The organism is Armatimonadota bacterium, assembly GCA_031081675.1.
Taxonomy (GTDB): Bacteria; Sysuimicrobiota; Sysuimicrobiia; order Sysuimicrobiales; family Kaftiobacteriaceae; genus Calidihabitans; species Calidihabitans tengchongensis.
In genome coordinates, this window is record JAVHLZ010000011.1 from 49,030 (window position 1) to 62,755 (window position 13,726).

A 13,726-nucleotide genomic window follows, 5' to 3' on the forward strand; every position below is an offset into this window, starting at 1 on the left:
GGGTCTCCTCCGTTCACGGTGGGTCTCCTCCGTTCGGGGCGATGTCGCGGTCGATGGGAGGCGGGGGCAGCGGTACCGCGGGCTGGAGGGCCGCGGCCACGGCCAGCACCGTCCGGTCGGCATGGTGCGGGCCGACGATCTGCACTCCCACCGGCAGTCCCGCCGGCGTCCGTCCGGCCGGCACCGAGACGGCAGGCAGTCCGGTGAGGTTGAACGGGGCCACGGGCTGGATGCGCCGCCGCAGGGGCTCCCACGAGCCGCTGGCCGCCGCCTCCTCCGCCGGCGGGGCCTCCCGGAGCATGGTGGGCAGCACCAGCACGTCCACCTGCGCGAACACCGCGGCCAGCTCGCGGGTGATCCGCCGCTGCACGCGCCGGGCCTGCACGTACTGCCATGCGGGGATGGCCATGCCGCCCAGCAGCAGCTCGCGGACGGTGGCGCTGTAGTCGGGCAGGTGGCGGCGCAGCAAGGTCCGGTGGTACGCCGCCGCTTCCGCCAGGCACAGCGTCCACCAGGCGGGGACGACCTCCCGCGTCCGGGGCAGGCGGACGTCCCGGACCTCGGCCGCCACGGACTCGAGGATCCGCACGGCCGAGCGGACGCAGTCCAGGAAGTCCGGGGAGGCGTCCTGCGGGTCCCAGAAGGCGTCCACGACTCCCACCCGCAGGCGGGCGACCCGATCCGCGGTGGCCTCCGGTGATCCGGGCGCCGGGGCGATCCGGGTGGCGGGGTCGTCCGGGTCGGGGCCGGCGATGGCCTCCAGCAGGAGGGCCGCGTCCTCGGCGGTGCGCGCCATGGGGCCCACATGGTCCAGCGACCACGACAGGGGGATGACCCCCGCCCGGCTGACGGCGCCGTACGTCGGTTTCAGCCCGACGATCCCGCAGTGGGCCGCCGGGCCCCGGATGGATCCGCCGGTGTCGGTGCCGAGAGAGGCAAAGCACAGGCCGGCGGCCACGGCCGCCGCCGACCCGCTGCTGGACCCGCCGGTGAACCGGCTCAGGTCCCAGGGGTTGCGGGGCGGCCCGTAGTCGGGGTGGATGCCGGCGAGGGCGAACTCGCTCATGTTCAGCTTGCCCAGCAGCACCGCGCCCGCCTCCGCCAGCCGCCGCACCACCGCGGCATCGGCGGCAGGTACCCAGTCCCGCAGGATCCGGGACCCGCACGTGGTCCGGATGCCGGCCGTGGCAAAGATGTCCTTCAGAGCCACAGGCACGCCGTGCAGGGGGCCGCGCCAGTGCCCCCGGAGGATCTCGGCCTCCGCCCGCCGGGCGTCCTCCAGCGCCCGGTCGGCGGTGACGGTGATGAAGGCGTTGAGGACGCGGTCCAGGCGCTGGATCCGTTCCAGACAGGCCCGGGTGACTTCCACCGGGGAGACGTCGCGGGCGCGGATCGCCCGCGAGAGGTCGGCCAGGGTCATCCGGGCGAGGGAGTCGGTCACGGCAGAGCGTCCTGCGGCCGGTCGGCCGCCGGCGGGTCGGTGTCGGAGACGTCCGCGGCGGCCAGTGCCTCGCCATCGGCCATCCCCTGCTCCACCAGGGCGACCAGCCGGTCCCAGGTCTCCCGGTCCGGCGCCGCGCCCGCCTGCCGGCAGACGGCGGCCGCGAGCGCCTCCGCTGCGGATCGTTCCCGCGGGTCCATCATCGTCGGTCGTTCCCGGTCGGCCGCCGACTCACCTGCACGCAGGACCGTGCGCGCCGGCCTGCTCCGGACCCGACGCGCCGCGCGGTCACAGCTGCCCGCGCAGGCGCGGGTCCAGCACGTCCCGCAGCCGGTCGCCGATCAGATTGAAGGCCAGGACCACCAGGGTGATGGCCAGCCCGGGGATGGTCGGCATCCACCACGCCTGCCACACCACCTCCTGGGACTCCCCGAGCATCTGGCCCAGGCTGGGCGTCGGGGGCTGGATGCCCAGTCCCAGAAAGCTCAACGCGGCCTCCCAGATGATCACCACCGGGAGTTGCAGAGTGGCCAGGACCAGCGTCGTGGGCAGGACGTTGGGCAGGACATGGCGCAGCAGGATCCTCCGCTCGGGGGCGCCGGCCGCCCGCGCCGCGGTGACGAACTCCCGCTCGGCGAGGGCCAGGACTTCGGCGCGGATGACGCGGGCGTAGGTGGGCCAACCCGCCACGGCGAGGACCAGGACGATTTGCGCCAGCCCGGTGCCCAAGACCGCCACCACCGCGATCATCAACAGGAGGGTGGGAACAGCCAGCTGGGTGTCCACGATCCGCATGAGCACCAGGTCCAGCCACCCTCGCCGGAACCCCGTGACCAGGCCCGCGGCCAGGCCCACGGCGGCGGACAGGGGCACCACCGCCAGCCCCACCAGCAGCGAGATGCGCAGGCCGACCAGCAGGCGGCTGAGGATGTCGCGGCCCAGCTTGTCCGTGCCCAGCAGGTGCAGCTGGCCCCGGACCGGGGTCAGGGAGGGGGGATGCAGGGTCAGGCTCAGGTCCTGCGCCGACGGGTCGTAGGGCGGAACCCAGGACAGGCCCAACGCGGCCACCACCACCGTGCCCAGCAGCGCCACGGCCACCGCGCCCGAGGGCCGGCGCAGCAACCGCCCGGCCGGGGAGGTTCGCCTACGCCCGGGCTGCGGATGCGCGTAGACGAGGGTCCACCCAGCCATACAGCAGGTCGATGACGAAGTTCACCGACAGGAACACGGCGGCCCCCACGATGGTCACGCCCTGCACCACCGGAAAGTCGCGGGCCAGGACCGCCTGTACCGCCAGGCGGCCCATTCCGGGCCAGGCGAAGATGGATTCGACGATCACCGCGCCGCCCAGCATGCGGCCAAAGTCCAGCCCCAGGACCGTCAGGATGGGCAGCAGGCCGTTGCGCAGTCCGTGCCGCAGGAGCACGGCGCCTCCGCTCAGCCCCTTGGCCCGGGCGGTGCGGATGTAGTCCTGGGCCAGGACTTCCAGCAGGCTGGCCCGGGTGAGCCTGCTGATCTGGGCGCCGTAGAAGCCGCCCAGCACCACGGCGGGCATGACCAGGTGGGCCAGGCCGCCATAGCCGGAAATGGGCAGCCAGCCCAGGTGCACGCCGAACACGATGATCAGCAGCAGCCCCAGCCAGAAGCTGGGGACGCTGGTCCCCAGCAGGGCCACCGTCATGGCGGCGGTGTCCCACAGCGACCCCCGCCAGGCGGCGGCCACCAGGCCCAGGCTCACGCCCACCCCCACCGCCACCACCAGCCCGGCCAGGGCCAGTTCGAAGGTGGCCCGCAGGCGTTCGAGGATCAACTCGGCCACCGGCAGGCCCTGTCGGAAAGAGTACCCGAGGTCTCCGCGGGCCACCCGCGCCAGGTAGCGCACGTACTGCACGCCCAGGGGCTGGTCCAGACCGTAGGCCTGGCGGATCCGCTCCATGTCGTCTCGGGTGGCATCCTGGGACACCAGCAGGGTCACGGGGTCCCCGCTGGCGTGCAGCAGCACAAAGACGATCGACACCACGCCGAACAGGGCGGTGAGGGACAGCAGCAGCCGACGAAGGGCGAACTCACCCATGATCTGTGATCCCGAGAGGACCCTGGTGGGCGCCCGCGGGGCCCGGAGCGGCCGGGTCGCCCCGGGCGCCACCCGCGGCCGGTGAGAGACAGACCCCCGCCGTCACGGCGTCACTTCCAGGCCGCGTCCACCATGGTCAGGAGCAGGTCCGGCCGCGGCGTCCACTCCAGGCTGCGGTGCATCCCGTAGACGTTGGGCGCGGTGAACAGGGAGATGGCCGGAGCCTCCTCCAAGTACATGGCCTGGATCCGCCGGGACACCTCCCGCATCCGGGCCTCGTCGGTCGCCGCGTCGGCGGACTCCACCAGCTGGTCGAACTGGGAGTTGCCGGGCCGCCACAGCGACCACTCCCCCCGCGAGTAGAAGGCCCGGAACGGGATGATGTAGCTCAGGCCGAAGAAGTCGGTGAAGCGGGTGAACCACCCGTCCTCGGCCAGCTGGCGGGCCTGTACGGTCCGCAGCTGCACGCCGTACTCGGTCACGTTGACGCGGGCGCGGACGCCGACCCGGGCCAGCTGGTCCGCCACGGCGAGGGTGATATCGCGGTCGCCCGGGTAGGCGCCGCTGGTGGTGGTGATGGAAAAGTCCACGCCGTCGGCGTAGCCTGCCTCCCGCAGCAGCGCCCGGGCGCGGTCGGGGTTGTAGGAGAATCCTCCCACCGAGGTATCGCAGCCCAGCATGACCTCTGTGCAGAAAGTGCCGACCGGGGACCCCACCCCCCGCATGACGCTGGCCAGGATGGCCTGGCGGTCCACGGCGTAGTTGAGGGCCTGCCGGACCCGTCGGTCCGCCAGGGGCTTGCTCGGGGGGATGTTCACCAGGTTGTAGATCACGAAGAAGACGCTCAAACTCCTGCCGGGCACCAGCTTGGCGCGCCCCGACAGCTGCAGGGGGCGGAACAGCTCCGGAGGCACCAGGTTGATGAGGTGGACCGACCCGGTCAGCAGTTCGGCCAGGCGCGACGACTCCGAGGGGATGGCGCGGAAGATGACCCGGCCGATGCGCGGCCGGCCGCCCCAGTAGGCGGGGTTGGCTTCCAGCTCGACGCGATCATCCCGCACCCACCGGACGAACCGGTAGGGACCGGTGCCCACGGGCTGGCGGGCCAGGGCCTCGTCCCCGTTCTGGGTCAGGTAGCCGGGGGGAACGATCATGCCGTAGTACCCCAGAAAGCGCGGCAGCAGCGGCCAGGGCCGCTCGGTGGTGAAGCGGACGGTGTAGTCGTCCACCACGGTGACGGACTTGATCAGCCGCAGCGCGCCGGCGCCCGGCCACCGGGTGCGGGGATCCAGCATCCGGTCGAAGGAGAACTTGACCGCCTGGGCGGTGAACGGCTCGCCGTTGTGAAACCGGACGCCCTGACGCAGTCGGAACTCCCAGGTGGTGGAATCCACGGCGCGCCACGACACGGCCAGCCCGGGGTGGAGGTTCAGGTCCGCGTCCCGGCGGACCAGGGTGTCGTAGATATTGGCCAGGACGTTCATGGCGTGGGTCAGGGTCGTCTTGTGGGGATCGCCGGTCTGGATGTCGACGCCCTGAGCCACCACCAGGGCCTCCGGAACGCGGGGCTGGGCCCGGCCAGACGTCCCGACGCCCAAAAACATGAGCAGGATCGCCGCGATCACTCCCGCAGACACTGCACGCACGCCCATGCACCCTCCTCTCACGGGCCTTGCCCGCCGACGGGCGGATACCGTCACAGGCCGCCGATGGTCTCCGGCCGGTCGCGGCGGTGCGGAAAGGGGCGCCCCCGCGCGACTCACGGCCGGGACCGTGCGACGATCCTGGGTGTTCGACCCGGGCGACGGGCCGCCCTTCCCGCGACCGATGCTCCGGGCGAGGAGGACGATTGTTCTCCTCTGATCAACGTGATCGGATCCGTGCGCACGAGCTCGGCCCACGGCGCTCCGGTCGCCCCGGCAGCCGGCCACCGGACGGGGATTTTCAGGAAGTTTACAATCGCGAATTCTTGTTGATGTTGGGGAGATCCGGCACGCCCGGAGGCGTCTGCGGGAGGCCGCGGCGGGTTCTCCGACAGGGGGGCGGCCTTGCCGGCGTCGAATGCGGACCCTGAGATCCCTGGACGGGTGCGGCACGGTCTCTTTCTCGTATTCTTCTCTATGGGGGGATGAACGATGCCGAAGGACCTGACGGTGACCCTCGAGGACAAGCCCGGGGAGCTGGCGCGGTTGGGCGAGGCCCTGGGCAAGGCCAAGGTCAACATCATGGGCGGGTGTGCCGTGACCGCCATGGGCAAGGGGACCATCCACCTGCTCGTGGATGACCGGGCGGTGGAGGCGGCCAGGAAGGCCCTGCAGGCCGCCGGTATCAAGGTGGAGTCCGAACAGGACGTCATCGTCCGCAAGATCGCCGACCGGCCGGGGGCGCTGGGCAGGATGGCCCGCAAGCTGGCCGACGCCGGGGTGAACATCTCGCTGTTCTACGTCGCCACCGACACCCGGGCCGTCTTCGGGGTCAGCGACCTGGCCAAGGCCAAGAAGGCGCTGGGAGGCCGCTGAGGGGCCGCTGAGCCCTGCGGGATCAGAGATCCGGGATCCGAGACGCGCGGCGATCGCGGGCGTCTGCGGAGGGAAGAGGGAATCTATTCGATCGTCTCAATCTGCTCGATCTACCCCATCTGCTCAATCCGGTAGATCCAGACAGATTGAGTAGACGGGGCAGACCTGGATGTGTTGTTTTCCCTCTTCCCTCTTCCCTCTTCCTTCTTCCCTCATTTACCGTCGGTAGAAGACGCTGAGGGCGTCGGGGCCGATGAAGGCGAACAGGACGATGGCCAGGAAGAACATGGGCGTGACCACGGCGTAGACCAGGCTGAGCTTCTCGTAGCGCAGGTGCATGAAGTACGCGATGATCAGCGCGGCCTTCATCAGAGCCAGGATCAGCAGGCTGCCGATCAGCAGGGCCCGGGGGACGTGGACCAGGACGATCCCCAGCTCCAGCAGGGTGATGACCAGCAGCCAGAACCACACCACCCCGTAAATCCGGTATCCTTCGGGGTGGGCTGCGCGCTCCAGTCGGTCGGTGCTGTGCTCCATCGCCGTTCCCCGCTCTGTGTCTGTGATCTGTCGCTCAGATGAGGTACAGCAGGGTGAAGATGAATACCCACACCAGGTCCACGAAGTGCCAGTACAGCCCCGCAATCTCCACGCTCTCGGGCTGGATGCGCCGCAACCCCCAGCGCAGGGCGGTGGCCAGCAGGTAGAGGACCCCTACCGAGACGTGTCCTCCATGGAACCCCGTGATGATGAAGAAGGTGGCCGAGAACTGCGGCACGCCCCACGGATTTCCGGACAGGCGGGCGCCCTCGTGGATGAACTTGGTCCACTCGTAGGCCTGCCCGGTCAGGAACAGCAGACCGCCCAGGGCCGTCAGCAGGAGAAAGGGGATGACGCGGCCCCGGTCGCCGCGCCTGGCCGCGGACACGGCCACCGCCATGGTGGCGCTGCTGCAGATCAGGATGAACGTCATGGCGCCGACCAGGTACAGGTCGAAGATCTCCGCCTGCGCCGGCCAGCGCCCCAGCGACAGGCGCAGCGCGCCGTAGCCGGCCAGCAGGCCGGCGAAGGTCAGGGTGTCGGACACCAGGAACACCCACATCATCAGCTTGGGCCAGCCCACCCCAAACGGTGACCGACCGCCGCCCCAGTCCGATGCCAGCACCTGGTTGTGCTCCACCGCCTCGTGCGCCATCAACGCCTCCCGCGCCCGTCCGTCACAGGCCGAACAGGATCACGAACACATAGACCCACAGGCCGGCCAGGGAGTGCCAGTAGGTGGCCGCCGGCTCGGCGACGTCCAGGACGCGCTCCGCCGGGGCTCCCGAGCGGGCCAGCGCGTACAGGAGGGCTCCCAGCCCGCCGGCCAGGTGCAGGCCGTGGGTTCCGGTCAGCAGGTAGAAAAACGCGCTGTGGGGACTGCTGGCCAGAAAGACTCCCGCCCGGGCAAGGTCCCGCCAGCCCAGGAGCTGACAGATCAGGAACACCCCGCCCAGAACCGCGGTGGCCGCCAGCCCGCGGCGCAGGGTCCGCCGGCGGCCCCGGCGGCCGGCGCGCAGGGAGGCGGAGAGGATCAGGCTGCTGGCCAGGATCGCGGTGGTGCTGGCCCACAGGATCCGCGGCATCGGCGCCGGCGTCCAGTCGGGCTCGGCCCGCCGCGCCAGGTACGTGCTGGTGAAGGCGGCGAACAGGACGACCACCGCCGCGACCACCAGCCACACCGCCACCCGCGCCGGGTGCGCCGGCCGGCCGGCCGGCCCGTCCTCGCCCGGCCCCCGGTCCCCCCGTTCTGGTGCGCGGGGAGGCGGGGGGACCCGGGGCAGGTCCAGGATCTGGGGCGCCCGGGACACTACGGATCTCCCTCCCGCGCAGGGGGCGGGCCCTCCGGTGCGCCTCCGGCCACGGCCGGGACGGGCGCGGGAGCGGTCTGGGGGACGTAGTCCTCGGCCGCATCCGGCAGGCTGTAGTCATACGGCCAGCGGTACACCACCGGCAGCTCCCGGCCCCAGTTGCCGTGGGGCGGAGGGGAGGGGGCCTGCCACTCCAGGGTGTTGGCCTGCCACGGGTTGCGGGACGCCCGCGGTCCCCGCACCAGGCTGTAGGCGAAGTTGGCGACGAAGATCAGCTGAGCCAGTCCCAGCCCGAAGGAGGCCAGGGACACGACGACGTTCAGAGGCTGCAGCGGCCGCAGGAACTCGTACATCTGGGGGGAGTAATAGCGCCGCGGCTCGCCGGCCAGCCCCAGGAAGTGCATGGGGAAGAAGGTGGCGTAGATTCCCGCAAAGGTCAGCCAGAAGTGGATCCGGCCCAGCCGCTCGTTCATCATGCGCCCGAACATCTTCGGGAACCAGTGGTACAGCCCGGCAAACAGGCCGAACAGGGCCGCGCTGGCCATGACGAAGTGGAAGTGGGCGACCACGAAGAACGTGTCCTGGAAATAGGTGTCCACCGCCGGCGATCCCAGGAACAGTCCCGTCAGGCCGCCGGTGACGAACAGGGAGACGAATCCGATGGCGAACAGCATGGCGCTGGTGAAGCGGATGCGCGCCCGCCACAGGGTCGCCAGCCAGTTGAAGGTCTTGACCGCCGAGGGGATGGCGATGGCCAGCGTGGTGACCATGAAGGCGGTGCCCACCAGGGGGTTCATCCCGCTGGTGAACATGTGGTGACCCCACACCACGAAACTGAGGAACGCGATGGCGCCCATGGACAGGACCATGGCCCGGTATCCGAAGATGGGCTTGCGGCCGTGGACGGCCAGGACCTCCGACACGATCCCCATGGGCGGCAGGATCAGGACGTACACCTCCGGGTGGCCCAGGAACCAGAACAGGTGCTGCCACAGCAGGGGGTTGCCGCCCTGGTGGGTCAGCAGCTGGCCGCCAACCACGAGGCCCGACGGCACGAAGAAGCTGGTGCCGGCGTGACGGTCGAACAGCAGCATGATCACCGCCGCCAAGAGCACGGGGAAGGACAGCAGCATCAGGACCGCGGTGATGAACTGGGCCCAGGTGACCAGGGGGAGGCGGGTCATGGACATGCCCCGGGTGCGCAGCTGCAGGACGGTGGTGATGTAGTTCAGGGAGCCGAACAGGAAGGCCACGATCAGGATGCCCAGGCTCACCAGCCACAGGGTTTGCCCCAGCCCGGACCCCGGCGCCGCCTGGGGCAGGGCCGACAGGGGCGGGTACGCCGTCCACCCCGAGTTGGGAGCGCCGCCGGCGACGACAAACGCCGCCAGCAGGACCAGGATCGCCGGCGGGTACAGCCAGTAGGAGAGCATGTTCATGAACGGGAAGGCCATGTCCCGGGCGCCGATGGTCAAGGGGATCAGGAAGTTGCCGAAGCCGCCCGACAGGGCCGTGGTCAGCACGAAGAAGATCATGATGGTGCCGTGCATGGTCACCACGGCCAGGTAGAAGTCCGGCTTCATCACCCCGGCGTCGGTGAAGCCTCCCGGGAACAGCCAGCGGACCAGACCCCACTGGTGGCCCGGCCAGCCCAGCTGCATGCGGATGAGCATGGCCAGAATACCGCCCACCGCGGCCATCACCAGGGAGGTCATCAGGTACTGCAGGCCGATGATCTTGTGGTCCTGGCTGAAGATATAGCGGCGCACGAACCCCATCGGGTGCGCCTCAGGCTCGTGCACGGCCGCGCGAGATCCCATGCTCGCCTCTCTCCCCCGGCGTCCGGACCTTCACCCCGTCGTCACGCCGAATCCGGCATTCTCCTCAGCGCCCCTGCTGGGCCAGCCAGGCCTGGAAGGCTTCGGGGGTGTCCACGACGATCCGACCCCGCATGATGTAATGACCCACCCCGCACAGCTCGGCGCAGGCGATCTCGTACGCCCCGGGCCGGGTGGGGGTGAACCACAGCTCCACCGTCATCCCCGGCACCGCGTCCTGCTTGACCCGCAGCGCCGGCACGAAGAAGCTGTGGAGGACATCCTTGGAGCGCAGCCGCACGCGGACCGGCCGCCCGGCGGGCAGGTGCAGCTCCCGGACCACGATGTCGTCGGCGCCGGCCGGGTCGGCGGGGTCCAGGCCCATGGGGTTGTCCCGGGTCCGGATCTCCGCCGGATCCACCCGCCCGAAGGCGCCGTCGGGGCCGGGGTACCGGAACAGCCACCCGAACTGCTCGCCCCGCACGTCCACCGTCAGGGCGTCCGCCGGGGCGGGGCTGTGCAGGCGCGCCCACACGGCGCTGCCCATCAGGATCAGGGTGGTGAGGACCGCCGCGGGGACCAGGGTGTAGGTGAGTTCCAGGGTGCGGTTGTCGGGCCAGTAGGCCGCCCGCCGCCCGCGCTCGGCGTACCGCCAGACGAAGGCCGCCAGGATCACGTGCACCAGGACGAAGGCCAGGCCGGTGACGATCAGGGTGGTGTAGATCAGGCGGTCGACCTCGACGCCGTGGACCGAGGCGACCGGCAGCAGCCACCAGCGGTTGCGGGCGGCCACGAAGGAGGCCGCGCCGCCCACCGCCAGCAGGAGGATCACCCAGCCGAGCCACCGCCCGGTGTGCCGGTCCGTGTCGCTGCGACTCTCTGCCATGGGGAACCGACCCTCAAAAAAACAGGCGGGCATCCGCCGCCATACATATAGCGTATTCGGCGGGGGGCCGAAAGATCTCCTGCGCGGCCGCCCAAAAATTCCGGGCAAGTTAGCGCAGGCAAAAAGAGGCGCAGGCGGAACGTCTCCGCCTGCGCCTGGGGCGACGCGGCCTGTTCAGCGGATCAGGCCGCCTGCGGCTGCTGGCGGGTCCGGAAGACCTTGCCCGGCCTCCAGGGGGTGCCCAGCAGGGGTAGCAGCCAGCGGTCCAGGCCGTAGTACCCGGCCACCTTCCACGCCAGGATCAGCAGGATGGCGGCGGTGAACAGCAGCGGGTTGGTGCTGGCCGTGCCCGCCATCATGAAGTTCCAGTTCATGAAGCCGGCGAAGAAGGCGGCGATCCCCACGAACGCGCCCAGGACCAGGGCCACCCCCACCAGCAGCTCGCCGTAGGCCACCAGCTTGGCGAACCAGGTGTAGGCCTGGATGTCCAGCAGCCACTGGAGGAAGGCGCGGTACCAGGGGAAGGCCACCGGCGGGCGGGCCGGGGGCGGGGGCACCTGGATGGCGCGCTCCCAGAAGGCCTTCAGGGCCGCCCCGGTGCCGGTCCAGGCCTCGACGCCGATCTTGTGGCGGGCGGCGTCGATCCACTGCCAGCCCAGCCACACCCGGATCAGCGCCCACAGCCAGGCGTACCGCGTCGACGCGAACAGGGCGCGCGCGAACGGCGGGTCCTGGTAGTGGTCCAGGACTTCGGTCCGCACTTCTGCCACGGTGCTCACCTCCCGGTGTCATTTATGGTGCGATCCGCTTCCAGGGTATGGCCCGAACGGGCATGCCCGCCATCGGGTCAACGGAGGAATCTCCTCTCCGGCAGAACCCGTTTCCCTCCGGCGCGCGCCCGAGGATCGCCCTCGGGCGCGGACCCGATCCCCCGTCTAGAACCCCTCCCCGGCGGGCAGGACACCGGACACCGGGGTTCCTTCTGTTCACGATGCGCACCCGCAGCGTCCTGATCGTGCTGGCGGCGACCGTTGTCCTGGCGCCTCCCGTGCCCGCGGCGGTGGAGGGTCCGCCGGTGGCCGGCGATTCCGCGCCGATCTCCTTTGTGAAGGCTGTGCGGAGCCAGGCGCGCCGGGACGCTCTTCTGGCGTCGGCGGCCAGCGGGCGGCCCGCTCCCGCGGTGCCCGCCGGCATCCGGGTCGCCCAGCTGTCGGCGGCGGTTCTGCCGGTGGACGCCGATCCTGCTGCCCCTCCGTCGTCACCGCGCCTGGCGGGGCTGTCCCGCGATCCCCGCCGCCTGCCTTCCCGGGGCGGGCGGGCCAGCCTGGTGGCATCGCCCCTGCAGTGGCCGGCCACGGGCGACCTGAGTTCCTTTTTCGGACTGCGGTGGAACGCACAGCACCGGGGGATCGACATCGCGGCGTCGCCGGGGGCGCCCATTTTCGCCGCGCGGTCGGGGCGCGTGGTGCTGGCGGGGTGGTACGGAGGGTACGGCCTCACGGTGATCGTCGACCACGGGCGCGGGTACCAGACGCTGTACGCTCACGCGTCGGCGGTCCTGGTGCGTCCCGGCCAGCAGGTGCGCGCCGGCCAGCTCATCGCCCGTGTGGGCAGCACCGGGGTGTCCACCGGTCCCCACCTGCACTTTGAGTTCCGCGTCAACGGCCGCCCGGTAAACCCGCTGCGGTACCTGTAGCCCCCTGCGGGAGACTTCACCCGGGCGTGGCGATGGCCATCAGGCCCACGCGACCTCGCGGGTCAGGGTGCTGTCCCGGAGGCGCGGACGAGGGTGAGGATCTGGCGGCGCAGGGTGGCGTAGCCCTCGGCGCCCAGATATCCGCCGGGGACCGTGGCGCGGATCCGCATCTGGCGGTCGATGAACGCGGTGGTCGGCAGCCCGGTGACCCGGTAGGCCGTCATGCGGGTCTGCGCGGGGTCGAAGACGTTGGGATAGGTGATGCCCAGCGAGCGCAGGAACGCCGCCGCGTCGTCGTAGTCGTCGGCGACATTGATGCCCAGCACCGTCACCCGCTGGGACCGGAACTCCCGCCAGGCGCGCTCCAGGTTGGGCATCTCTTCCCGGCACGGCACGCACCAGGAAGCCCAGAAGTTCAGCACCACCACGTCGCCCCGGAAATCCGACAGGGAGATCAGCGATCCGGTAAACGACCGCAGGCGGAAGTCGGGAGCGGGGCGCAGGGTCGTGGACGGCGGTGGCGTGGGCCCCGGGGCGACAGGCCGCTGGATGGTGCGGGCGGCCAGCACCACCGCGACGGCCAGGGAGGCGGCCACAAGCCCGCCCAGCACGGTACCCCAGGAAGGGCGTCCCATCGCTTACCACTATAGGGACAGCCCTGCCCCCTGGCCAGCCAGCGGGGGGCGGATCGGCAAAATACGTCGGCCGCCCGATAGCCGCGGGCGCGGGGGGAGCCGTATGGTGATGGCGTCAAAAACGCCACATCGGGGCAGATCTGGGCCTGCCGTGGACGACTCGCCGACCCGGGAACGCCTGGTGCGGTTGCTGAGCGAGGCCGGAGGGTGCACCATCGCCGACCTCCAGCGGCTCACGGGCCTGTCGCGATCAACCCTGCGCCAGCACCTGGCGCGCCTGCTGCGGCAGGGGGTGATCCGGGGACAGCTGGTGCGCCGGGCCGCCGGCCGCCCTCCGCGGGTCTACCGCCTGGTCTCGCCCCTGCCGTCCGCCGGCGTGCCCGAGGACTACCCGGCGCTGCTGCGGTCGCTGCACGAGGCCGGGCAGCACAGGGGTCGCCGGGAGGTGGAAGCCGCATTTGCGGAGGTCGCGGCCCGGATCGCGGCCGCGCACCCGGAGATCCGCCAGATCCCCGACGTCGCCGCCCGTCTGGAGGCCGCGTGCCGGGTGTTCTTCCGCGGCGTGGAGCCCCAGCCCGTCACGCGGACCGAGGGGCACTGGCAGGTCTCGATCACCACCTGTCCGCTGGCCCCCCTGGCCCTGGAGTTCGCCGATCTCTGCCAGCTGGCCCGTCTCTCCCTCGCGGAGCTCACCGGGCTGGAGGTAGAGCAGTCCGAATGGATCACCCGCGGCGACCCCCGCTGTACCTTCGAGGTCCGTCTGCCCCGCCCCGTCCCATCCTGACGAATCGGGTCCGCGCCCGATTGCCGC

At 71.1% G+C, this 13,726-nt stretch carries 15 protein-coding genes; 3 read left to right on the forward strand and 12 right to left on the reverse strand.

Features of this window, described 5'->3' with window-relative positions; all coding sequences use genetic code 11:
- Positions 1–13: 13 nt before the first annotated feature.
- The 5 genes from RB150_05875 to RB150_05895 all read right to left on the reverse strand — a co-directional run bounded on the left by RB150_05875 (position 14) and on the right by RB150_05895 (position 5,167).
- Entirely contained in the window at positions 14–1,441 is a 1,428-nt protein-coding gene (locus RB150_05875; GenBank protein ID MDQ7820059.1) for an amidase, read from the reverse strand.
- Positions 1,438–1,644, reverse strand: a complete 207-nt coding sequence (locus tag RB150_05880; GenBank protein ID MDQ7820060.1) for a hypothetical protein — start codon at positions 1,642–1,644, stop codon at positions 1,438–1,440. Before RB150_05880 ends, RB150_05875 begins: the two co-directional genes overlap by 4 nt.
- Positions 1,645–1,729: 85 nt before the next feature.
- Positions 1,730–2,533, reverse strand: a complete 804-nt coding sequence (locus tag RB150_05885) for an ABC transporter permease (GenBank protein ID MDQ7820061.1) — start codon at positions 2,531–2,533, stop codon at positions 1,730–1,732.
- 52 nt (positions 2,534–2,585) lie between these two features.
- Positions 2,586–3,515 carry an ABC transporter permease gene (locus RB150_05890; GenBank protein MDQ7820062.1) on the reverse strand — a complete coding sequence of 310 codons (930 nt, stop codon included), beginning with the start codon at positions 3,513–3,515 and terminating at the stop codon, positions 2,586–2,588.
- A 110-nt stretch (positions 3,516–3,625) separates the two neighbouring features.
- The gene (locus tag RB150_05895) at positions 3,626–5,167 is read right to left on the reverse strand and encodes an ABC transporter substrate-binding protein (GenBank protein ID MDQ7820063.1); all 1,542 of its coding nucleotides are present in this window, start codon (positions 5,165–5,167) and stop codon (positions 3,626–3,628) included.
- Positions 5,168–5,650: 483 nt separating this feature from the next.
- Here RB150_05895 and RB150_05900 point away from each other — a divergent pair, with 483 nt between their 5' ends.
- The gene (locus RB150_05900) at positions 5,651–6,034 is read left to right on the forward strand and encodes an amino acid-binding protein (protein MDQ7820064.1); all 384 of its coding nucleotides are present in this window, start codon (positions 5,651–5,653) and stop codon (positions 6,032–6,034) included.
- A gap of 216 nt (positions 6,035–6,250) precedes the next feature.
- On the opposite strand, the gene RB150_05905 is transcribed toward RB150_05900, so the two are convergent.
- The 6 genes from RB150_05905 to RB150_05930 form a co-directional block, all read right to left on the reverse strand.
- Complete coding sequence (locus RB150_05905) at positions 6,251–6,571, reverse strand: cytochrome C oxidase subunit IV family protein (GenBank protein MDQ7820065.1); 321 nt, start codon at positions 6,569–6,571, stop codon at positions 6,251–6,253.
- Between the two features lie 34 nt (positions 6,572–6,605).
- On the reverse strand, positions 6,606–7,226 hold the full coding sequence (locus RB150_05910; protein ID MDQ7820066.1) for a cytochrome c oxidase subunit 3: 621 nt from the start codon (positions 7,224–7,226) through the stop codon (positions 6,606–6,608).
- Positions 7,227–7,248: 22 nt separating this feature from the next.
- Complete coding sequence (locus RB150_05915; protein ID MDQ7820067.1) at positions 7,249–7,881, reverse strand: cytochrome c oxidase subunit 3; 633 nt, start codon at positions 7,879–7,881, stop codon at positions 7,249–7,251.
- Positions 7,881–9,701 (reverse strand): cbb3-type cytochrome c oxidase subunit I, encoded by a 1,821-nt coding sequence (locus RB150_05920; GenBank protein MDQ7820068.1) that lies wholly within the window; start codon positions 9,699–9,701, stop codon positions 7,881–7,883. The genes RB150_05915 and RB150_05920 overlap by 1 nt, the downstream gene beginning before the upstream one ends.
- 64 nt (positions 9,702–9,765) lie before the next feature.
- The gene (gene coxB, locus RB150_05925) at positions 9,766–10,584 is read right to left on the reverse strand and encodes a cytochrome c oxidase subunit II (GenBank protein MDQ7820069.1); all 819 of its coding nucleotides are present in this window, start codon (positions 10,582–10,584) and stop codon (positions 9,766–9,768) included.
- A gap of 182 nt (positions 10,585–10,766) precedes the next feature.
- Positions 10,767–11,354 (reverse strand): DoxX family protein, encoded by a 588-nt coding sequence (locus RB150_05930; GenBank protein ID MDQ7820070.1) that lies wholly within the window; start codon positions 11,352–11,354, stop codon positions 10,767–10,769.
- Positions 11,355–11,575: 221 nt separating this feature from the next.
- On the opposite strand from RB150_05930, the gene RB150_05935 reads away from it, so the two are divergent.
- Positions 11,576–12,280 (forward strand): peptidoglycan DD-metalloendopeptidase family protein, encoded by a 705-nt coding sequence (locus RB150_05935; GenBank protein MDQ7820071.1) that lies wholly within the window; start codon positions 11,576–11,578, stop codon positions 12,278–12,280.
- A gap of 62 nt (positions 12,281–12,342) precedes the next feature.
- Here RB150_05935 and RB150_05940 read toward each other — a convergent pair whose 3' ends face one another.
- Positions 12,343–12,915: a TlpA disulfide reductase family protein gene (locus RB150_05940; protein ID MDQ7820072.1), complete on the reverse strand. Its 573-nt coding sequence runs from the start codon at positions 12,913–12,915 to the stop codon at positions 12,343–12,345.
- A gap of 151 nt (positions 12,916–13,066) precedes the next feature.
- Between RB150_05940 and RB150_05945 the strand changes: the two genes are divergently transcribed.
- Positions 13,067–13,699 (forward strand): ArsR family transcriptional regulator, encoded by a 633-nt coding sequence (locus RB150_05945; GenBank protein ID MDQ7820073.1) that lies wholly within the window; start codon positions 13,067–13,069, stop codon positions 13,697–13,699.
- Positions 13,700–13,726: the final 27 nt, after the last annotated feature.